This window comes from Bradyrhizobium sp. NBAIM03 (assembly GCF_020194055.1).
Classification (GTDB): Bacteria; Pseudomonadota; Alphaproteobacteria; order Rhizobiales; family Xanthobacteraceae; genus Bradyrhizobium; species Bradyrhizobium yuanmingense.
The window spans coordinates 114690-135311 of sequence record NZ_JADYVS010000018.1; the positions used below are offsets into that span (position 1 = coordinate 114690).

Here is a 20622-nt window from a genome sequence, read left to right on the forward strand (position 1 = left end):
TAGGGATCGACCATGCTTCGCATCGTCCTGTTTCTCGTCTTGATCGCACTGGCGGCGGCCGGCGCGGCCTGGGTGGCCGACCAGCCAGGCGATCTCGTGCTGACCGCGGGCAGCTTCCGCATCTCGACGACGCTGCCGAGGTTCGTGTTCTTGCTCGGCCTCTTCGCCGCTTCCGTCGTGCTAGTCTGGAGCATCCTGACGATGATCTGGCGCATGCCAGGGCGCTTGCGCCGCCGCCGTCATGACAAGCGCCATGCCCGCGGCCGTCACGCCATCACCCATGGCCTGCTCGCGATCGGCCACGGCGATTCCGCGCTCGCGCGCCGGCACGCCGAGGCGGCGCGGCGGCATGCGCCGAACGATCCGCTCGCACTGCTTTTGCACGCGCAGTCGGCGCAGCTCGAAGGCAATCGCGACGAGGCGCAACGCGTCTTCCGCGCCATGGCCGAACGCGAGGATACGCGGCTGCTCGGCCTGCGCGGTCTCTTCATCGAGGCGCAGCGCGCCGATGATGCGGTCGGCGCCGTGATGATCGCGGAGGAAGCGATCAAGCTGTCGCCGTCCGCGACCTGGGCCTCGCACGCGGTGCTCGGCTTCCGCTGCGCGCGCGGCGACTGGAGCGGCGCGCTCGCGATCCTCGATTCGAATCTGTCCGCGGGCCTGATCGACAAGCAGACCTATCGCCGGCAGCGCGGCGTGCTGCTCGCCGCGCGTGCGCTGGAGCTGGAAACGATGGACCGCGACGTCGCGCGCGAGAGCGTGATGGAGGCGGTCAAACTCGCGCCGACCCTGGTGCCGGCGGCCGTGCTCGCGGCAAAATTCGAGAGCGAGGCGCATCAGGTGCGCCGCGCCATGAAGATGGTCGAAGCCGCCTGGCTCGCCAATCCGCATCCCGATCTCGCGGATGCCTATGCGCATGTGAAGCTCGGCGATTCCGCGTGGCACCGCTTGCAGCGGGTAGAAACTCTCGCCGCGAAGACCCCCGCCGACAAGCCCGGTTATGTCGAAGGGCAGCTCGCGATCGCGCGTGCTGCGATCGAGGCCTCCGAGTTCGCCCGCGCGCGCGAGGTGCTCGCGCCTTATCTCAAGGATCCGACCCAGCGCGTCGCGCTGCTGATGGCCGAGCTTGAGCGCACCGAGCATGGTGATGGCGGCCGCGCCCGCGTCTGGACCTTGCGCGCGGTGCGCGCGCGGCTCGATCCCGCCTGGACCGCCGACGGCTATGTCAGCGACCGCTGGCGTCCGGTCTCCCCGGTCACCGGCCGCCTCGATGCGTTCCAGTGGCAGGCGCCGGTCGCGAGCTTGCCGTCGGACAGGGGCCCCACGCTCGAATCCTCGGCCTTCGAGGAAGCGATGCTGGCCGCTCCGCCGCCGAAGCGGGTGACGGTGGCTCCCGGCGAAGCCGCGATGGAACCGCCGGAGGTGGCCCCGGTGCCGGCACCGGCCGCGCAGGACAATTCACCCCCTCAGGCCAAGGACGCCGCGAAGGAGGCTGCCAAGGAAGTGGCCAAGGAGACTGGGGAGCAAACTGCGAAGGTCGACGAGCCGGCCGTCACGCCCGCCGAGCCGGCGAATCCGGCTTCGGCGCCCGCCGAATCATCGCCGCCGGCGGCGACACCGGTCTTCCGGACCCGGGCCGACCTCAGCAAGCCCGCATCGGCGCCGACCCAGACCGTCATCCCGATCGTCCGCGCACCCGACGATCCCGGGATCGACGACGACGGCCCAAGCGATGAATTTACGGAACAAATCGGCACGCCCAAAGCCCAGGCGGGCGGCTGGCGCGGATTCTGGTCCCGCTGGGGCGCGTGAGCGGTATTTCGCCTCCCGCTTGTCCTTGCCAATTCGGGCCATGCCCGATATCAGGGGCGCGCGTATCGGGGCCGACATTGCTTTGGTCCCGGCAGGTTCGCCGCAATAGCTCAGTCGGTAGAGCACGTCATTCGTAATGACGGGGTCGGGGGTTCGAATCCCTCTTGCGGCACCAGCGCCCCGGTTCATCCGATCCCCAAGGGCTCGCTCGGCTGCGTGATCGCGATCACATAATCGCAGACATGGCTCCCCCTAACGTCCTGTCACGCCAACACGGGGAGACTTCACATGTGCAAGATCATTCTGATTGCCGCCATGCTGCTGGCTTCGGCCTCCGCCCAGGCAGGCGGCTCCCGCGGTCTGTCGCTGGCGGCGGCAGGCGAACAGACCTCCACTCCGCAAACCACGACATCGGCGAGCACCGTGACGGCGCAGGTGAGCGAAGCCGCGCCGGCCACCGAGGTTCAGAAATATCATGATCGTCCGCCGGCGGTGTCGCTCTCCGCGCCGACAGTGGCGACCACTCCGACGGTCACCACACCGGCGACGGCCTCCGCGCCGGTCACGACGCCCAAGCCCGCCGCCAAGACCACGGCAAAGGCGGACAAGCCGAAGCCCAAGCGCAGCTGGACCGAGCGCCGCATCATCAGCGAGCTGCATCGCCACGGCATCTATTGGTGAGGCGCTGACCTGTACCCTGATCTCGCCGTCATGCCCGGGCTTGACCCGGGCATCCACGTCTTCGCGCCTGATCCTAAAACGTGGATGGCCGGGACAAGCCCGGCCATGACGCAAGAGTTTTGGATTTGGCGCTTATTGCGAGATCGTTTGCACGACGCTCGCGATCGGACGGGAGTTCGTGCCTGCGGTCGGCACCTTCATGTCCTTCATCAGCGCCTCGTCATATTCCGGCAGCGTCTGGAGGCTCGTCTTGGCCTTCATCTGCACGACCTTGTAACCGCCGGCCTTCAGGCGCGCGAGCAGCGTCGGCAGGGCGAGGCCCGTGTTCTTCTGGAAGTCGTGCATCAGGATGATGCCCTTGCCGAGCTTGTCCAGCCTCGTCATCACGGTCTCGACGATCTTCTCCGGCGTCGCGCCCTTCCTGAAGTCGAAGGAGTCGATTTCGGTCGAGAACATCGCGACGTTGCGGGTGCCGAAATAGCTCACCATCGCGGGATTGTGCTGAAGCTGCGGGAAGCGGAAGAACGGCGCCGGGTTGGTGCCGAGCGCGAACTTCACCGCGCTGAAGCCCTTCTCGACCTCGTCCTTGACCTGTTGCTCGGTCAGCTTCTTGCTGTTCAGATTGACATGCGACCAGGTGTGCGTGCCCACCGTATGGCCCTGGGCCAGCACCTGCTTCAGGATCTCCGGATGGTAGGTCGCGTGCTTGCCGACCGAGAAGAACAGGCCCTTGGTGCACTCGTCCCCGAGAGCCTTCAGCACCGTGGGCGTATTCACCGGCCACGGACCGTCGTCGAAGGTCAGCACGACCTCCTTCTCGGTCAGAAAGTCGAACTGCTTGAAATGCTCGAAGCCGAAGCCGGGGCCGCCGGTCGTGTCGATCTCGACGACGCGGGACACACCCAGCGCGTTCGGATTGGCGCAGGCCTGCTTCGACTGCATCGGCATGAGCGGCGCTGGCGCAGGTGCCGGCGCGGCTGCGGCCGGCTTGGCCGCGACGGTCGCGGTGGTCTCGACGTCGTCCTTGGCGGCGAGCTTCGCCTGTGCCGGCAATGGATCGGCGGCACGGGCGGCAACTGTCTTGGGGGCGCCCTGGTCGGCGCGCGCGGAATAATAAAACCAACCGCCGGCGGCGATCACGACCGCCGCAACTACACTGGCCAGCATCAGGCCCAACGCATTACGCATCGTTACTCTTTCCAATTACGCAACCAAACCGGCGGAATTTCCCGCGCGACGAGCCATTAATGCGAAGTAAGAGTTAACGTGACACCAACACGACAGCGGTTGCGAAGGAATTTCAGTGGGCTGCGTCTGAGTGACTGAGATCACAAAAGACGGGTCTCCCGTGAGCGTCATCACAGTGGAAACGGTTTTGCCGGAGCATCGTAGCTCCCATCGACAACGGGCCCGCTGAGGCGGCGCCAACGGGAGCTTCAAATGACCAAGTCGTTTACCGGCAAGATCCGCGACGCCAGCCTGGCCCTGGGCTTTGCCGCCATCGTCTCGATCGCTTCGATGGGCGCGAGCTTCGCCTTCTCGGCCGAGGCGCAGCAGATGTGCACGGGCGATGCCTTCCGTCTCTGCTCGGCCGAGATCCCCAATATCCCGAAGATCACCGCGTGCATGATCAAGCATCGCTCGGACCTCAGCGCCGGATGCCGCGCGGTGATGGACAAGACCCTCGCCAAGGGCGCCTCGCGCAAGGTCGCTGACGCTCAGGACACACAGTAACCAAGACGCTGCAGCTCCCCTCGTCATGCCCCCCGGCATGAAGCCGGGGTGATGCGGCGGCGCCCTGCAGCTAGTCAACAAAGCCGTTGCAGGTGCGGGATCGTCGCACTAGCTTCGCCCGCACGTCTTTCCGGGTAAGAGGCAATTGCGCGATGACCAGACTGCTTTTCGTTATTTCCTTGCTCCTGTGCGCATCGAGTGCCTCCGCGCAACAGCAGCCCGGCCATGATGCCTGCGCGCGCGACGTCACGCGCTTCTGCCGTCCCGTAATGGACAATGGCGACGGTGCCGTGCTGGCCTGCCTGAAGCAGAACCGCACCAAGCTGAGCAAGGCCTGCGACAAGGTGCTGACCCAGCACGGGCAGTGATCGTCATTCCGGGGCGCGCGAAGCGCGAACTATGGTGCGCAACTGCGCACCTGAGAATCCATCGCGCGACCAACTCCTGCGATAAATGGATTCCGGGTTCGCACCTTACGGCGCGTCCCGGAATGACGAGAGGCCTACGTACTGCTTCCCGCCGCGGTCGCGACCACCGGCAGCACCTCGCTGTTGGCGCGGTCCGGCGTGTCGTCCTTCCAGCGCACCGAACCGAAGGGGCGCTCCAGCATGCGGCGGATTCGCACCGGCTCGGGACCGATGTGGAAATCGATCGCCTGCTGGTGCAGCGCGCGTTCTGACTGGGTCGCACGGTTGCGCTGACGCAAATAGTCGAGCCAGGTCGGGCAGTGATAGCGCTCGGTCCACAGCTCGGGGTCGGCGATGTCGCGCGCGATCGACCAGCCATAGGCACCGTTGCGCTGGCGCGAGAGCTGCACGTCCTGCATCACGTTGTGGAACGCGCGCGCATTCTCTTGCGCAACCCGATATTCGATCTCGACCACGAGCGGGCCGCTGCGCCCTGTCAGCGACAGCCTCACCTCGGGATCGGCCAGCATGTCCGCATCCTCGTTGCGGGCGCCGACACGCGGCATCGTGAGCCAGATGCCGAGCAGCGGCGAGATCAGCATCAGGCCGGCCGAGGTCAGCAATGCGATCTCGACGCCGGCATAGTCGGTGAGATGGCCCCAGCCCCAGGCGCCGATCGCGATGCCCCCGGCGATCGCGGCCTGGAAGGCTGCGAGCGAGCGACCGGCGACCCAGCGCGGGGCCGAGAGCTGCACGCCGATATTGAACAGCGCGATCGCCGCCATCCAGACTGCGCCGCCTAGCACCAGCGCGGCCGCCGTCAGCACCGGCTCCGTGCTCAAAGCGAGGGCGGCCATGGTGAAGGCCATCGTGATGGTGCAGGCGCGGATCGCGGCCTCGCCGCTCATGCGCTTGCGCAATTCGTGGATGTTGAGCGCGCCGATCACCGCGCCCATGCCGAAGGCGCCGAGCATGATGCCATACATCTGCGCGCCGCCATGCAGGAGGTCGCGCGCGACCAGCGGCATCAGCGCCATCACCGCGCCGCCGATCAGGCCCATCACCAGCGTGCGCAACAGCACGATCTTGATCGGCGGCGAATTGGTGATGTAGCGCACGCCCGAGACCATGGCGCGGTTGAGCTTTTCCCGCGGCAGGCGCGACACCTCGGTGTTGCGGCGCCAGAGCAGCAGCACCACCAGCAGCGGCAGATAGAGGATCGCATTGCAGGCGAATGCGGCCACCGCACCGAGCGCAGCGACGATGACGCCGCCGACCGCCGGACCGAAGCTGCGCGCGATGTTGTAGCTGATGCCGTTCAGCGCCACCGCGGACGCCAATGCCTCGGGCGGCACTTGTTCGCTGACCGAGGACTGCCAGGCCGGACCGAACAGCGCATTGCCGCTGCCGACGATGAAGCAGAAGGCGAGCAGCAATTCCGGAGTGATCAGGTTGAAGCCGGCCAGCACGGTGAGCACGCTCGCGCCGATCAGCGCGATCGACAGCGAAATCACACTGACGATGCGGCGGTCATACATGTCGGCAATGGCGCCGGCCGGCATCGAGATCAGCATGATCGGCAGCATGAGCGCGGTCTGCACCAGGGCCACCTTGTCTGCCGAGGCCGCCATCTGCGTCATCGCCCAGGCCGCACCCACGCCCTGGATCAGGAGGCCGAGATTGGAGAGCAGGCTGGCGAGCCAGATCCGCCGGAACACGGTGTACCGCAGGGGCGCAGTGATGCCGTCGGCGGCCAATTTCGGGCGGTTCGGCTGCTCGGTCATATCCCCTTCCATGTCGGATGGCAGAAGTGGTCGTGGTGATTCCGGCCAATTCAGTGATGCCCGCGAAAGTCCTTCGCTGTCCAGTGCTTAGGCCGGTATAAGCAGTGCAAAGAGCTAGGTTTGCCGGGGAGGAACAGATGAAGCTGTCGCGACGGACGATCTTGCAAGGGGCTGCGAGCGTGCCTTTCGCACTTGCGAGCTTGCGGACGGGCGCGCTGGCGCAGACCGCGCCCGCCACGGAGCTGCCGCCGATTCTGTTCGTCCACGGCAATGGCGATTACGGCGCGCTCTGGATGACGACGCTTTGGCGGATGGAGTCCAACGGTATCGCGCGCGATCGCATGATGGCGATCAATTTCACCGACCCGCTGGCGCGCAACGACGACAAGGTCGAGCAGGCGGGTCGCTCCTCGACCGAGGACCAGCGCCTCGAGCTCGCTGCCGCCATCACCGAGCTGAAGCGCCGCACCGGCGCAGCCCGCGTGGCGCTGGTCGGCAGCTCGCGCGGCGGCTACGCGATCCGTAACGTCATCAAGAACGGCGGCGCCGGTGATGTCAGCCATGCGGTGCTGTGCGGTACGCCCAATCACGGCGTGTTCGCAACAGACGACCAGCCGAACAACGAATTCAATGGCCGCGGCACGTTCCTGCGCGGACTGAACGAGGGCGAGAGTGAGGTGACGCCGGGAGTCGCTTTCCTCACGCTGCGCAGCGACGGTCTGGACAAATTCGCGCAACCCGATGGCCGCTTTATCGGCAAGCCCGGCATGCCGACCAATGTCACCGCCGAAGGGCCGGAGCTGAAGGGCGCCACCAATCTCGTGCTCGGCGCGCTCGACCATCGCGAGGTGGCGTTTCACCCGCGCGCGTTCCGCGAGATTTACAAGTTCATCGCGGGGCGCGAACCTGCGCGCATCGCGATCGTGCCGGAGACCAGCGTGAGATTGAGCGGCCTCGTCACGGGTACGCCCGGCGGCGTGCCGACCAATCGTCTGGTCGCGGGTGCAATCGTCGATGTCTTCCGTGTCGATCCTGATACCGGGGAGCGCAAAGACGGTGCGCTGTACAGCTCGACAACAGGCTCAGATGGCCGTTGGGGGCCGGCGCAGGTCGATCCCGCCTGGTCGCTCGAATTCGTGCTGACCTCGCCGGATGCGCCGACGACGCACATCTACCGCTCGCCCTTCCCGCGCTCGTCCGAGGTTGTGCATCTGCGGCCCGCGCGGCCGCTCGGGCCGGCCGACAAGGCCGCCGGCGCCGTCGTGATCATGTCGCGCCCGCGCGGCTATTTCGGCCTGCCGCGCGACGTGGTGCTGCTCGACGGCAAGGAGCCGGCCGACGTCAAGCCGGGCGTGCCCACGGATGCGGCAGCCACCCTGCGGCTTCCCGCCACCGAGGTTGGCCGTAACATCGTGGCCCAATTCGGCGAAGAACGGATTGTGGCACGCGCCTGGGCTGCGTCCGAGAACCGGATTGCCATCGCCGAGCTGACTTACTAGCTATTTACCTGCGTCCCACCTTGCGGGAGAGAGCCATGAATATCGCCAGCGTGCGTCGGCCCATCACCCCTCCGGCTCCTCCGCGAGCGCCCGACGATATGTCGTTCTTCGGCCGGCTCGCGGTCATCAGGCAGAATATGATCGCGACCTGGGGTCAACGCGCCTACGAGGAAGAGGTCATTTCTGGCCGCTTCTTCTTCCGCAATAGCTTCATCCTGAACCAGCCGGACGCGATCCGGCACGTGCTGCTCAGCAATTACGAGAACTACACGCGCACGCCGGCCGGCATCCGCATGCTGCGCCCCGTTCTCGGCGACGGCCTTCTGATCGCGGAAGGTCATTCCTGGACGTTTCAGCGCCGCACGCTGGCGCCGGCCTTCACGCCGCGCGCGACCGCAAACCTCGTTCCGCACATGACGGCCGTGCTCGACGAAACCATCGCCAAGCTGGACGCGCAAACCGGTGAGCCGGTCGACCTGCGCGCGATCATGCAGCGCATGACGCTCGAGATCGCCGGTCGCACGATGTTCTCGTTCGGCATGGACCAGCACGGCGCAACCCTGCGCAACTTCATCATGGAATATGCCGCGCGGTTGGGGCGTCCGTACTTCCTCGACATGGTGCTGCCGGTGTCCTGGCCGAGCCCGATGGATTTTGCCCGCGCCCGTTTCCGCAAGCGCTGGACCGAGTTCGTGGCCATGCTGATCGCCGAGCGGCGTAAGGCGGGCAAGAAGGACGGTGCGCCGCCGCGCGATTTGTTCGATCTCATGGACGAGGCACGCGATCCCGAGACGGGCCAGGGCTTCTCCGACGAGCAGCTGGTCGACGAGGTCGCGACCATGATCCTCGCCGGTCATGAGACCACGGCGACGGCGCTGTTCTGGGCGCTCTACCTGCTCGCGCTCGATCCCGATACGCAGGAGGAGGTGGCGTCCGAGACCCGCGGCGAGCATCTCGACAGCATGGCCGACATCGATCGCCAGAAATTCACCCGCGCGGTGATCGACGAAACCATGCGGCTCTATCCGCCGGCCTTCCTGGTCGCGCGTGCCGCGCGCGATAGGGACAATGCGGCGGGCGTCGAGATCGGCAAGGGCGACATCATCATGATCGCGCCCTGGCTCTTGCACCGGCACGAGAAGCTGTGGGATCAGCCGAACGCATTCATTCCAAAGCGCTTCATGTCGCAGGAGGCGCCGGACCGTTTTGCTTACCTGCCATTCGGTGCAGGTCCGCGCGTCTGCATCGGCGCACCGTTTGCCCAAGCCGAATCCGTGCTGGCGCTGGCGCGGCTGATCGGAGCGTACCGAATCGAGCTTGCCGACCCCGCGACCCCCGTAATTCCGCTCGGCGTCGTCACCACCCAGCCGGACCATTCACCCCTGTTCCGCATCACGCGTCGGTGACAGGCTCGCGTCTGGCCGCTGGCGTGATCCAGCCTACATAGAGTTTCGCCATGAGCGACATCCAGGCCCAATTCTCCGTTCTGAAGCAGACCGCCGATCCCGTTGTGGTGGAGGCCATCGCGCAGCTGATCGCCAACGGTCATGATCGCGATCTCAACCGGATCAATGCGCTGGATTTTGCCGACCGGACCGGGCTCGACCAGGAGAAGGTCATTTCCGGCTTCCTGCACGCCTCGCGGCTCGGCCTGTTCGACATGAGCTGGAACGTGCTGTGTCCCGGCTGCGGAGGTGTGCTGGGCGCGCACGCCACACTGAAGTCGTTGAAGCACGACGACTACAATTGCGCGCTCTGCGCCGCCGGATACGAGGCCTCCGTCGACGAGATGGTCGAGGTGGCCTTCACCGTCAGCCCGCGGGTCCGCCGCATCGGTGCTCATGATCCCGACACGTTGCCGATCTGGGAGTATGTGCGGCAGATGTTCTGGAGCTCAGGCGTCGACATCAACGACGAATCCTTTTCCCGCCTGATCAACCAGGTAACGCTCGAAGCCCTCGAATTGCCCGCCGGCGAGAAGGCGATCCTCTCACTCAATCTGCCGAGCCAGTTCATCATCGTGTTCGAGCCGGTCACCCATTCCGCCCATTTCCTGGACGTTCAGGGTGAGCCGACCAGCGAGCGTCAGCAGCTGTCGATCATGTTCAACAAGCTGGAGGCGCCGACGGGGACCACCGTGATGCGCCCCGGACCGTTGCGTCTCATGCTCGAGAACCAATCGGACAGTCGCGTATTGCCCTCGGTCTGGATTGCCGACCACGCGTTGCACGAGATGATCGGCAAGCGCAAGCCGATCCTGACCGCCAAGCGCATGCTGTCCAACCAGACGTTCCGCGACGTCTTCAAGGCCGACAACCTCAATGTCGACCAGCGACTGAAGATCACGTCCCTGACGTTCCTGTTCACCGACCTGAAGGGTTCGACGGCGCTGTATGAGCGGGTCGGCGACCTCAATGCCTTCGATCTCGTGCGGGCGCATTTTCGCGCGCTGCTGGAGATCATCGCCGCCGAGAAGGGTGCGGTCGTGAAGACGATCGGCGATGCCGTGATGGCGACCTTCGTCAGGCCCGAGCACGCCATCACCGCGGGACTGCGCATGCGCGCGGCGATGGACGAATTGAACAAGCAGCGCGGCGCCAACGACCTCATTCTCAAGATCGGGATCCACGAAGGCCCCTGCCTCGCGGTCATGCTCAACGAGCGGCAGGATTATTTCGGCCAGACCGTCAACATCGCCGCCCGCGTGCAGAGCCTGTCGACCGCGCAGGAGATCCACATCACCGGCCCGGTGCTGGACGCTCCCGCAGTCGCCGAGGTGCTCGAGCAGCGCGCGATCAAGCCGATCCAGAAGCAGGCCGCGCTGCGCGGCATCGCCGACAAGATGGTGGTGTACGAGATACCGTGAGGCATCATTCGTCATTCCGGGTTCGATGCTGGCGCATCGCCCCGGAATGACGGTGAACAGATTGCCGAAACGTAATACGCGCGCGGAACTGACGCACGTTGCGCCGGTTGGGTTTCTTGCTCATATAATGCTGGTAACGGCCGCGCTCCTTGCGGCGTCATCAATCTCGGTAGGACCTATGCTCGACGGCTTGCGCCAATTCATCGCCGACATTGTCGGTCCCCAAGCCCAGGACCGCGCATTTGGCGACAGCGATTACCGGCTGGCCGCGACCGCGCTGCTGGTCCATGTGGTCTCGCTGGACGGCCAGCCGAGCGCGGCCGAGCAGCGCAAGCTGCACAGCCTGATCGAAAGCCATTTCGGGCTCGACCGCGGCACCGCTGACCGTCTCATCGCCGACGCCACCCAGGTCGAAGGCGAGGCCGTCGACCTCTATCACTTCACCAGCGTCATCATGCGCTCGCTCGACGAAGCGGGTCGCAAGCGGATCGTGCAGATGATGTGGGAGCTGGTCTATGCCGACGGAGAGGTCAGCGAGTTCGAGGACAATGTGGTCTGGCGCGCGTCCGACCTGCTCGGCATCTCCCAGCGTGACCGGATCGAGCTGAAGCACGCCATTGCGGAGCGTGCCGGTGGCCAGGTCAAGGATCGCGCCGTCGGACCGGTCCCCGGCGGATTGCCTGGCCTGCGAGCCACATGACGAAACTTTAATATAAGCCCGGCGGTCCCCCGCTTCTGCGGATTCGACTGCAAATACCGGTCTTTCCTGCTTCCACTGTCGCTCTCACAAGCAGCCATGCTGCCAGCGCCGCTTGCCTGGCGCGCACGGCTTATGCTCTCGTTCTGGTATTGCCGGGACCACAGACTTCAATTCAAGAGACTTCGATCGTGAATGAGCGGGTAACGTTGATCACCGGTGCCTCGGCGGGCATCGGGATGGAGCTGGCGCGTGTGTTTGCCGCCAATGGACATCGCCTCGCATTGACGGCGAGACGGGTGGATCGGCTCGAAGCGCTCGCGAACGAGATCGCCGCCAAGGGTGGCAAGAAGCCGATCGTGATCGCCTGCGATCTCGAGGACCCGCATGCCGGTGAGAGGATCGCCGCGACACTTGCCGCCGAAGGCGTCGAGCTCGATCATCTCGTCAACAATGCCGGCTTCGGCGTATTCGGCGATGCCATCGAGCGCGATCGCGTCGCGCAGCTCGGTATCGTCGATGTCAACGTCCGCGCCCTGACGGATCTGTCGCTGCGCTTCGCCGATCAGCTCATCCGGAACAAGGGCGGTCTTCTCAATGTCGGCTCGGTTGCAGGCTTCCTGCCCGGCCCCGGCATGGCCGTGTACTACGCATCCAAGGCCTATGTGATTTCCTTCACCGAAGCATTGCGGGCGGAGCTCGCTCCCCGCGGCGTCCGTGTCACCGTGCTTTGCCCGGGCCCGGTCCCCACGGAATTCCAGGCCCGCGCCGGCGTCGGCTCGCAACATGACACGGCCTTTCTCAACGTCTCAGCTGCCGAGGTTGCGCGGGAGGCGTATCGCGCTCTGATGGCCAACAAACGGGCAGTGCTGCCCGGCCTCGGCAACAAGATTGTGCCGTTCGCGCTGCGCTTCTTCCCACGCGGCTTCATCCTGGCGGCCACTAGCCGGTTCCAGCGGCAGCGGCGCTGAACGCCGCCGCCCGCGTCCGTAGTGGCCCGGAGCTTGCTTCCAGACGTGCGCGTGTGTGCGCAAACTCACACGATGTTAACCATCGCTTAGCTATGCTGGCGGTCTGAACCGATAGCACTCGCAGAGGCCATGTCGTTCCGGACGGACAGGTTTGGTGGCGCAGAGGTGGTCGCCTTCCCACAGAGGGCGGCGAGCGTCGCCGCCGCTGAAACCCGGCTGCCGGTTCTGATCGTCCTGCATCAGGAATGCTCGACACCCGGCCGCGTCGGCAATGCGTTGCGCGCGCTCGGCCACCGCCTCGACATCCGCCGTCCTCGCTTCGGCGATCCCCTGCCCGAGACGCTCGATCAGCATGCCGGGGCCGTGATCTTCGGCGGGCCGATGAGCGCCAATGATTCCGACGACTACATTCGCCGTGAGATCGACTGGATCGAAATTCCGCTCCGCGAGCAGCGCCCGTTGCTCGGCATCTGCCTGGGGGCGCAGATGCTGGCGATGCAGCTCGGGGCCCGTGTCGCGCCGCATGCGCAGGCGCTGACGCAGATCGGGTACTACCCGATCAGGCCGACCGCCGCGGGCCGCGCGCTCTGCCCGCACTGGCCGGCGCAGGTCTATCACTGGCATCGCGAGGGCTTTGAGCTGCCTGAAGGCGCCGACTTGCTCGCCGAAGGCGATGATTTCCCGGTGCAGGCGTTCCGCACGGGCAATGCTTTCGGCGTGCAGTTCCACCCCGATGTGACCTATGCGATGATGTGCCGCTGGACCACGCGCGGTTACGACGGCTTCAGCGCGCCCGGTGCACGGCAGCGGCATCATCATTTCGCGGATCGCGCCGTCTACGATGTCGCCGAACGCGCCTGGCTCGATCATTTCCTCGACGGCTGGTTGGAGCGCCGGCCGATGCTGGCGCAAGCCGCCGAGTGATCGCGGCTTCGCGCAAGTCCTTGGCGCAGGTCCTTGGCGCAAGTCCTTCTCCCATCCCGGGGTATGCTAGGCTCGCTTCTAACGAGCGCGTGCGAACGCGTGCCGGCAAACAAGGGAGAGCGTCATGGCCTACGAACACATTCTCTATGAGGTGAGCGACAAGATCGCGACCATCACGCTCAGCCGCCCCGATCGCATGAATGCATGGACGCCGGTCATGGAGCGCGACGTGCGCAACGCGATGGAGGCATCGAGCGCCGACGACAATGTCCGCGTCATCGTCCTCACCGGCGCGGGCCGCGCCTTCTGCGCCGGCGCCGACATGGATGCGCTGAAGGGCCTCGATCCCAACGACGTCAGGCGCGCCTCGAACCTGCCGCCGTTCGACATGAATCGCCGGCCGGACTGGCAGACGCGGTACGGCTATTATCCTTCCATCAAGAAGCCTGTGATCGCCATGCTGAACGGCGCGACGGCAGGCATTGGACTGGTGCATGCACTCTATTGCGACCTTCGCTTTGCCGCCGACAACACCGTGTTCACCACCGCCTTCGCGCGGCGCGGCCTGATCGCCGAGCACGGCATCAGCTGGATGCTGCCGCGCATCGTCGGCCACGCCAATGCGCTGGATCTGCTGCTCTCGGCGCGGCGCGTGTCGAGCGAGGAGGCACTGCGGATCGGGCTGGTCAACCGGCTCTGTCCGCCGGAGAAGCTGCGTGAAGAGACGTATACTTACGCGCGCGATCTCGCCGATTTCGTCTCGCCGAGCGCGATGGCCGTGATCAAGCGCCAGCTCTACGAGGTGCCGTTCCAGACGCTGGCCGAGGCGACGATCGAGGCCAACCGGGAGATGATGGTGGCGCTGAACGGGAGTGATTTCAGGGAGGGCGTGGCGAGCTTCATGGAGAAGCGGCCGCCGAGGTTTACGGGGAGGTAGGGGGAGGAGTGTGAGGAGACAGTCCGTCTTCGCCCTGCGGGCTTCGCCGGACACCACGCTTCACTCTTCGGGCTCCGCGCGGCTGCGCCACGCGTAGCCCGAAGGGCGAAGCGTGGTGGAGCCAGGCGGGATCGAACCGCCGACCTCGTCATTGCGAACGACGCGCTCTCCCAGCTGAGCTATGGCCCCTTTGCTGGCCGCTCTGGTGAACGCGGCCGACAACCGGGCGCCATTTAAGTCCCCGCCAAGGTCAAGTCAAGGACGGGCGTAACCCGGTTTTAGCTCTCAGGGTGCCGACTTCCCTTGTTTGGGCCTGACGGAACCGATATCTAGCAAACGGGGCGTCAATCCCGACCGAGCCAGAGTTTCCAAAAGCCAGAGGCCTCATAAGCCATGCGTGCCGTTCTCGACATCGTCATCATCGTGCTCGACCTCTACGTCTGGCTGCTGATCGCCTCCGCGATCCTGTCCTGGCTGATCGCCTTCAACGTGGTGAACACGCGTAACCAGTTCGTGTCGGCGGTGGCGGAGTTCCTCTACCGGATCACCGAGCCTCTGCTGGCGCCGATTCGCAATTTCCTGCCCAGCCTCGGCGGTCTCGACATCTCGCCGATCATCCTGATCCTGATCATCATGTTCATCGAGCGGGTGATCCTGTACTACATCTACCCGAACGTGGTCTAAGCGGGCGGGAGCGCCTTGGTTGCCAACAAGGAGCCTTGTTGTCAGGAGCTTGCCCTAAGGACCCTTGGCGCTACTCGGCCGCAGGAATCAGCATCGCGCTGCGGGTGACGCCGCGCGGCGGCCGCGACGACATCGACGGGATCGAGCAGCTTTCGGATGGCCGCAGCGTGCTCAAGGTGCGGGTGCGCGCCATTGCCGATGGCGGCGAGGCCAACAAGGCCGTGCTGGCGCTGCTGGCGAAATCGCTCGGCGTGCCCAAGAGCAATGTAAAGCTGCTATCCGGAGCCACGTCGCGGCTGAAGCAGATCGCGGTCGACGGCGATCCGGCGCGTCTCGGCGAAACCCTGCGCCAGCTCACATCGGCCAAACCGACAGATTGAGAGAACGGACATGACCGCTGATATCATCGATGGAAAAGTCATTGCGGCGGAACTCCGTGGCCGCGTCGCCGAGGAGGTCGCCCGCGTCAAGCGCGAGCACAATCTGGTGCCGGGCCTTGCAGTGGTCCTGGTCGGCAACGACCCCGCCAGCGAAGTCTATGTCCGTTCAAAACACACCCAGACCCAGGCCGCGGGCATGGCCTCGTTCGAGCACAAGCTGCCGGCCGACGTCTCCCAGGCAGATCTGCTGGCGCTGGTCGCAAAGCTCAATCGCGATCCCGCCGTGCACGGCATTCTCGTGCAATTGCCGTTGCCGAAGGGGCTGAACACCGAGGCCGTCATCAACGCCATCGACCCCGCCAAGGATGTCGACGGGCTGCATCCGAACAATGCCGGCCGGCTCGCCGGCGGCTTCGAGGCGCTGTCGCCCTGCACGCCGCTCGGCTGCATCATCCTGACCAAAAGCGTGCACGCCTCGCTCGAAGGCATGAACGCCATCGTCATCGGCCGCTCCAACCTGGTCGGCCGCCCGCTCGTGCAATTGCTGCTGAACGAGAACGCCACGGTGACGATCGCGCATTCGCGCTCGCGCGACCTGCCTGGCCTCGTGAAGAAAGCGGACCTCGTCTATGCAGCAGTGGGCAAACCAGAAATGGTGCGCGGCGACTGGCTGAAGCCGGGTGCGACCGTGATCGATGTGGGCATCAATCGCATCCCGAAGGAGGACGGCAAGACGCGCCTCGTCGGCGATGTCGCCTATCAGGAAGCGCTTGCCGTTGCCGGCGCGATCACGCCGGTGCCGGGCGGTGTCGGCCAGATGACGGTGGCGTGCCTGTTGGTGAACACGCTCCGCGCGGCCTGCGCGATCGCCGGCCTGCCGAAGCCGGCGGTGTAGTTGAGCGTCATTCCGAGGCGGCTCGCAGAGCCAAACCCGGAATCTCGCGCCCCGACCTCTGGATTCCGGGTTCGCTCTGACGCGCCCCGGAATGACCGTGCGGATCAGCCCTTCTTCTTCTTCTCGCGCTCGATGCCTTCTTGGATCAGCTGGTGCGCTTCCTCGGGGCCGCCCCAGCGCAGGATCTTCACCCACTTGCCCTTTTCGAGATCCTTGTAGTGCTCGAAGAAGTGCTGGATCTGCTGCAGCGTGATGTCAGGCAAATCGGAATACGACTTCACCTTGTCGTAGCGCTGCGTCAGCTTGGACGACGGCACCGCCAGGATCTTCTCGTCGCCGCCGGCTTCGTCCTCCATGAACAGCACCCCGACCGGGCGCACGCTCATGACGGCGCCGGGGATGATGGCGCGGGTGTTGATAATCAGCACGTCGCAGGGGTCACCGTCATCCGACAGCGTATGCGGGATGAAGCCGTAATTGCCGGGGTAACGCATCGGCGTGTAGAGGAAGCGGTCGACCACCAGCGTGCCGGCCTCCTTGTCCATCTCGTACTTGATCGGTTCGCCGCCCACGGGGACCTCGATGATGACATTGACGTCGTGGGGGACGTTCTTTCCGATCGAGACCGCATCGATACGCATTCAAGGCTCCGTTGTTGCCGAGGATAAATCGCGCCCGGCAGCGATTTTGGCGCTGTCATACGCGGGCTTGGCCCGCTGATCCATCGCGTTTTTGTGAAATAATGAATCCGGCGATCACCGGCGCAAGCGGCCTGCGGTATCGACGGATGGGAACGCTGCCCGGCTAGGGTTTCAGCAGCTCAATTGGTCCAAGCGAAGGCAACCTTGTCGAGCGCCTTCGGTCCGAAACGCTCCGACGAGCGCGCCACCATGCGACCACCCAGGGCGCGGTAGAACTCGGTAGCGGGATCGTTGTCCGAGAGCGCCCACACCACCATGCTCTTCAGCCCGCTCTGCATCAGGTCGCGGCGGGCGGCGGCAAACAGGCGGCGGCCGAAGCCGAGGCCCTGAAACTCGGGCCGCAGATAAAGCTCGTAGATCTCGCCGTCGAAATGCAGGCTGCGGGCCCGGTTGCGGCCGTAATTGGCATAGCCGGCGATCTTGTCACCGAACACCAGCACGCTGACACGGCTGCCCTTGCGGATCGCGCTGTCCCACCACTGCGGACCGCGGCGGTTGATCAGCTTCTCCAGCTCGGCGCCGGGAATGATGCCCTGATAGGCCGAACGCCAGGCTTCGTCATGGGTCGACGCCACCGCAGTTGCATCTGCGGCTTTGGCCGGCCGGACCTCGATCAGGGTTGTGCTCATGGACGCGATCAAACCAAGTCGCCGCGCCGGCGGCAAGACCTATCGTTAATTATCGGTTAACCTGTGGACTTTCTGCATCAGTATTTCAACCGAGTTGTGCCGAAAAAAGACAGGACGGCAACTCCGAGGGCACCTGCGTGCGTGCCGTCGGTGCAAAACTCCTGTTGCTTGCGGCAACGAAGGAACGGCAATGGGCACCGCAGAAAGTCCGCTCATTGTGATTCGTTCCTACTAGTGTGCCTGTCGCTGTTCTTGTTCGCCCTCGGCAATTCATGCGGCTCCTCAATACCATCGCGCTCCTGCCTCTGCTGGCCTTGCTGACCGCGCCGCCTCTGTGCGCAGAGGTCAGGTTCGGTCCATCGGGAGAGGAGGGCGAACCGTTTCGTCGGCAGGAATGGCGCGTGCCAACGCCGGATACCGATCTTGCTGCGCATGCCCTGCTGTTTCGCCCCTCGGGCCCAGGTCCGTTCCGGCTCGCGGTGATCGCACACGCCTCGACGCAGAACACGCTACGTCGGGTGCAAATGCCGCAGCCGGAATACCGCCCGCTCGCCGGCTATCTCGTCGCGCGCGGCTTTGCCGTGCTGGTGCCGGAGCGGCCAGGCCATGGTGCCACCGGCGGCCGCTACCTCGAGGATCAGGGCGGCTGCGGCGAGCCCGACTACACGCGCTCGGGCCGCGCAACGGCCGACGCAATCAAACTGGCGCTGGTCCAGCTGCAAAAGCAGGATTTCATCCGCAAGGATGGCGCGATCGTGATCGGCCATTCCGCCGGCGGGTGGGGTGCGCTGGCGCTCGCCGGTGCCGATCCGAAGGTGATCTCCGCCATCACCGTGTTTGCACCGGGACGCGGCGGCCATGCCAATGATGAGCCGAACCGAATCTGCGCGCCGCACACCCTGCTCGCCGCCGCAGCGGAATTCGGCAAGACCGCGCGCATTCCCGTCACCTGGCTCGTTGCGCCCAATGACAGCTATTTCGCGCCGGCATTCTCGCAGAAACTCGTCGATGCGTTTCGCGGCACGGGCGGCAAGGCTGAGTTTCGCCCGCTGCCGGCCGTCGACAGCGAAGGCCATTGGATGATCGAAACCGAAGCCGGCGTCAAAGCCGCCAGCGGCGAGCTCGCGCGGGCGCTGAACCCGCCCAAGCCTGTGGCGACCAAGAAGCCATGACGCTGTATTTCCTGTTCAAATTTGTTCACGTCCTCGGCGCCATCGTCATTCTCGGCACCGGGACCGGCATCGCCTTCTTCATGCTGATGGCGCATCGCACGCAGGACCCGGAGTTCATCGCCCGCACCGCTTCGGTCGTGGTCATCGCGGATGCGATCTTCACGCTGTCGGCCGTGATCCTCCAGCCGGTCAGCGGCGGCGTGCTGATGATGCTGTCGGCGACCTCGATCACGGAGCGCTGGCTGCTGGCCTCACTCGCGCTCTACGCGATTGCCGGCTTGTTCTGGGTGCCGGTCGTGTTCATGCAGATCGAGATGCGGGACCTCGCGCGCAAGGCTGCTGCGCAGCGCAGTGCGCTCCCACAGCGCTATTTCGTGCTATTCCGCCGCTGGTTCGCGTTCGGCTTCCCCGGCTTCGGCGCGACGATGGCCATCCTGTGGCTGATGATCGCGAAACCGTTTTGAGAGAAGCGATGAGTGAGCGAACCGTTTTGGTGCTCGGCGCCTCCGGCCTGATCGGCCGCTTCGTCACCGACGATCTGCGCACGCGGGGCTTTCGCGTCGTCGGCGTGGCGCGGAGCCTGTCGCCGGCGCAGAGGATGAGCGCGCTGGACATCGAGCTGCCGATCCTCATCCTCGACACGGCCGCGCTGACGCGTCTCCTCAGCGAGCACGGGGTAGACGTCGTCGTGAACTGTCTCGGCGTGCTCCAGGATGGCCCCGGCAGCAACACGAGCGCGGTGCATCGCGATTTCGTCGCGCGACTGCTTCGGGCGATCGGCGGCAGCGGCCGCGCAATCCGGCTGGTGCACATCTCGATCCCCGGCTCCGCGGAGGCGGACCGCACCGCCTTCGCTACGACCAAACGCGAGGCCGAGCGCCTGATCGGGGCTAGCGGCATTCCTCATGCCATCCTGCGGCCCGGCTTCGTGGTCGCACCGTCAGCCTATGGCGGTAGCGCCATGCTCCGCGCGCTTGCAGCCTTTCCGATCGATTTGCCGGCCAAGGACATGGCAACGCCATTTCAGCCCGTGGCGATCGAGGATATTACGGCGACCATCGCCTGGCTCGCCGCGCGCGACATCGACGATGCCTCGTTGAGGGCGGTGAGCTGGGACCTAATGCAGGCCGAACCGATCACCATGGCCGGCGTCATCAAGCCGTTTCGCCATGCGTTCGGCACGGACGGCTGGCCGCGCATCGCGATGCCCCGCTTCCTGCTCGATCTCGGCGTGAAACTCGGCGATGTCGCCTGCTATCTCGGCTGGACGCCGCCGATGCGCTCGACCGCCATTGCCGAGCTGCGTCGCGGCGTGACTGGCGATCCGTCAGCGTGGAGCGCCGCGACGGGTATCGCGCCGAAGCATCTGGCTGAGGCGATCGGACGCCATCCTGCCAGCATCCAGGACAAATGGTTCGCGCGCCTGTTCCTGGTCAAGGCGCTGATTTTCGCAAGCCTGGTCGCGTTCTGGGTCGTCTCCGGTTTCATCGCCTTGTTCGTGTCCTACGGTGCCGCCGCCGGCATTTTGACCGCGCACAACTTTCCGCCCGCGCTGGTTGATCCCATCACCATCGGCACCAGCCTGATGGACATGAGCATCGGTGTCTTGATCGCCTTCCGCCGAACGGCTGCGATCGGCTTGGTCGCCGGTATTTTCGCTTCGCTCGGCTATATGCTGGGCGCGGCGATCCTGACGCCCGACCTCTGGATCGAGCCGCTTGGCGCGCTGGTGAAGACCGGGCCGGCGATCGTCTTGATGGTCGTCGCGCTCCTGATGCTGGATAACCGATAGCGTTTTCGAGCGAAGTGGATTCCGGTTCGCGTGAAGAAAACGCGTCAAAAAGAGAGT

Annotated in this window: 21 protein-coding genes and 2 tRNA genes; 18 read left to right on the forward strand and 5 right to left on the reverse strand. The window is 65.3% G+C overall.

What is annotated here, in order from left to right; all coding sequences use genetic code 11:
- Nucleotides 1-12: 12 nt before the first annotated feature.
- The 3 genes from I6F21_RS25155 to I6F21_RS25165 all read left to right on the forward strand — a co-directional run bounded on the left by I6F21_RS25155 (nucleotide 13) and on the right by I6F21_RS25165 (nucleotide 2493).
- Nucleotides 13-1812 carry a heme biosynthesis HemY N-terminal domain-containing protein gene (locus I6F21_RS25155; RefSeq protein ID WP_225183563.1) on the forward strand — a complete coding sequence of 600 codons (1800 nt, stop codon included), beginning with the start codon at nucleotides 13-15 and terminating at the stop codon, nucleotides 1810-1812.
- Between the two features lie 99 nt (nucleotides 1813-1911).
- A tRNA-Thr gene (locus I6F21_RS25160) sits at nucleotides 1912-1987 on the forward strand.
- 113 nt (nucleotides 1988-2100) lie between these two features.
- Nucleotides 2101-2493 (forward strand): hypothetical protein, encoded by a 393-nt coding sequence (locus tag I6F21_RS25165; RefSeq protein WP_225183564.1) that lies wholly within the window; start codon nucleotides 2101-2103, stop codon nucleotides 2491-2493.
- Between the two features lie 132 nt (nucleotides 2494-2625).
- Here I6F21_RS25165 and I6F21_RS25170 read toward each other — a convergent pair whose 3' ends face one another.
- Nucleotides 2626-3681 carry a polysaccharide deacetylase family protein gene (locus I6F21_RS25170; protein ID WP_225183565.1) on the reverse strand — a complete coding sequence of 352 codons (1056 nt, stop codon included), beginning with the start codon at nucleotides 3679-3681 and terminating at the stop codon, nucleotides 2626-2628.
- A gap of 252 nt (nucleotides 3682-3933) precedes the next feature.
- On the opposite strand from I6F21_RS25170, the gene I6F21_RS25175 reads away from it, so the two are divergent.
- Nucleotides 3934-4227 (forward strand): hypothetical protein, encoded by a 294-nt coding sequence (locus I6F21_RS25175; RefSeq protein ID WP_225183566.1) that lies wholly within the window; start codon nucleotides 3934-3936, stop codon nucleotides 4225-4227.
- Nucleotides 4228-4379: 152 nt separating this feature from the next.
- The gene (locus I6F21_RS25180; protein ID WP_036002903.1) at nucleotides 4380-4595 is read left to right on the forward strand and encodes a hypothetical protein; all 216 of its coding nucleotides are present in this window, start codon (nucleotides 4380-4382) and stop codon (nucleotides 4593-4595) included.
- A gap of 134 nt (nucleotides 4596-4729) precedes the next feature.
- Here I6F21_RS25180 and I6F21_RS25185 read toward each other — a convergent pair whose 3' ends face one another.
- Nucleotides 4730-6418, reverse strand: a complete 1689-nt coding sequence (locus I6F21_RS25185; protein ID WP_225153151.1) for an MFS transporter — start codon at nucleotides 6416-6418, stop codon at nucleotides 4730-4732.
- A 137-nt stretch (nucleotides 6419-6555) separates the two neighbouring features.
- Between I6F21_RS25185 and I6F21_RS25190 the strand changes: the two genes are divergently transcribed.
- The 7 genes from I6F21_RS25190 to I6F21_RS25220 all read left to right on the forward strand — a co-directional run bounded on the left by I6F21_RS25190 (nucleotide 6556) and on the right by I6F21_RS25220 (nucleotide 14312).
- Complete coding sequence (locus I6F21_RS25190; RefSeq protein ID WP_225183567.1) at nucleotides 6556-7917, forward strand: hydrolase; 1362 nt, start codon at nucleotides 6556-6558, stop codon at nucleotides 7915-7917.
- 35 nt (nucleotides 7918-7952) lie between these two features.
- Entirely contained in the window at nucleotides 7953-9323 is a 1371-nt protein-coding gene (locus I6F21_RS25195) for a cytochrome P450 (RefSeq protein WP_036002897.1), read from the forward strand.
- Nucleotides 9324-9373: 50 nt separating this feature from the next.
- Nucleotides 9374-10783 (forward strand): adenylate/guanylate cyclase domain-containing protein, encoded by a 1410-nt coding sequence (locus I6F21_RS25200; protein ID WP_036038810.1) that lies wholly within the window; start codon nucleotides 9374-9376, stop codon nucleotides 10781-10783.
- A gap of 178 nt (nucleotides 10784-10961) precedes the next feature.
- Nucleotides 10962-11483, forward strand: a complete 522-nt coding sequence (locus I6F21_RS25205) for a TerB family tellurite resistance protein (RefSeq protein ID WP_036002890.1) — start codon at nucleotides 10962-10964, stop codon at nucleotides 11481-11483.
- A gap of 188 nt (nucleotides 11484-11671) precedes the next feature.
- Nucleotides 11672-12451 (forward strand): SDR family oxidoreductase, encoded by a 780-nt coding sequence (locus tag I6F21_RS25210; protein WP_109142002.1) that lies wholly within the window; start codon nucleotides 11672-11674, stop codon nucleotides 12449-12451.
- 129 nt (nucleotides 12452-12580) lie between these two features.
- Complete coding sequence (locus tag I6F21_RS25215; RefSeq protein ID WP_036024207.1) at nucleotides 12581-13375, forward strand: glutamine amidotransferase; 795 nt, start codon at nucleotides 12581-12583, stop codon at nucleotides 13373-13375.
- Between the two features lie 124 nt (nucleotides 13376-13499).
- On the forward strand, nucleotides 13500-14312 hold the full coding sequence (locus I6F21_RS25220; RefSeq protein WP_225183568.1) for an enoyl-CoA hydratase: 813 nt from the start codon (nucleotides 13500-13502) through the stop codon (nucleotides 14310-14312).
- 113 nt (nucleotides 14313-14425) lie between these two features.
- Here the strand turns inward: I6F21_RS25220 and I6F21_RS25225 are convergent.
- Nucleotides 14426-14501: transfer RNA gene (locus I6F21_RS25225), tRNA-Ala, on the reverse strand.
- Nucleotides 14502-14705: 204 nt separating this feature from the next.
- On the opposite strand from I6F21_RS25225, the gene I6F21_RS25230 reads away from it, so the two are divergent.
- The 3 genes from I6F21_RS25230 to folD are packed head-to-tail and all read left to right on the forward strand — an operon-like array spanning nucleotide 14706 to nucleotide 16271.
- Complete coding sequence (locus I6F21_RS25230) at nucleotides 14706-14996, forward strand: YggT family protein (protein ID WP_036002872.1); 291 nt, start codon at nucleotides 14706-14708, stop codon at nucleotides 14994-14996.
- Nucleotides 14997-15034: 38 nt separating this feature from the next.
- A complete protein-coding gene (locus tag I6F21_RS25235; RefSeq protein WP_225183569.1) occupies nucleotides 15035-15376 on the forward strand; it encodes a DUF167 domain-containing protein in 342 nt (113 codons plus the stop codon).
- A 10-nt stretch (nucleotides 15377-15386) separates the two neighbouring features.
- Nucleotides 15387-16271 carry a bifunctional methylenetetrahydrofolate dehydrogenase/methenyltetrahydrofolate cyclohydrolase FolD gene (gene folD, locus I6F21_RS25240; RefSeq protein ID WP_225113187.1) on the forward strand — a complete coding sequence of 295 codons (885 nt, stop codon included), beginning with the start codon at nucleotides 15387-15389 and terminating at the stop codon, nucleotides 16269-16271.
- 104 nt (nucleotides 16272-16375) lie between these two features.
- Here the strand turns inward: folD and ppa are convergent, their stop codons facing one another.
- Both ppa and I6F21_RS25250 read right to left on the reverse strand, forming a co-directional pair.
- A complete protein-coding gene (gene ppa / locus I6F21_RS25245) occupies nucleotides 16376-16912 on the reverse strand; it encodes an inorganic diphosphatase (protein WP_036002867.1) in 537 nt (178 codons plus the stop codon).
- A 179-nt stretch (nucleotides 16913-17091) separates the two neighbouring features.
- Nucleotides 17092-17601, reverse strand: a complete 510-nt coding sequence (locus tag I6F21_RS25250; protein WP_024338772.1) for a GNAT family N-acetyltransferase — start codon at nucleotides 17599-17601, stop codon at nucleotides 17092-17094.
- A 272-nt stretch (nucleotides 17602-17873) separates the two neighbouring features.
- Here I6F21_RS25250 and I6F21_RS25255 point away from each other — a divergent pair, with 272 nt between their 5' ends.
- From I6F21_RS25255 to I6F21_RS25265, 3 genes are read left to right on the forward strand one after another with little or no spacing between them, the layout of a single operon-like run.
- Nucleotides 17874-18773, forward strand: coding sequence for an alpha/beta fold hydrolase (locus I6F21_RS25255; RefSeq protein WP_225183570.1), 900 nt, complete (start codon nucleotides 17874-17876; stop codon nucleotides 18771-18773).
- A complete protein-coding gene (locus I6F21_RS25260) occupies nucleotides 18770-19237 on the forward strand; it encodes a DUF2269 domain-containing protein (protein WP_057025834.1) in 468 nt (155 codons plus the stop codon). The genes I6F21_RS25255 and I6F21_RS25260 overlap by 4 nt, the downstream gene beginning before the upstream one ends.
- A gap of 8 nt (nucleotides 19238-19245) precedes the next feature.
- Nucleotides 19246-20565 (forward strand): SDR family oxidoreductase, encoded by a 1320-nt coding sequence (locus tag I6F21_RS25265; RefSeq protein WP_225183571.1) that lies wholly within the window; start codon nucleotides 19246-19248, stop codon nucleotides 20563-20565.
- The last annotated feature ends 57 nt before the right edge of the window (nucleotides 20566-20622 follow it).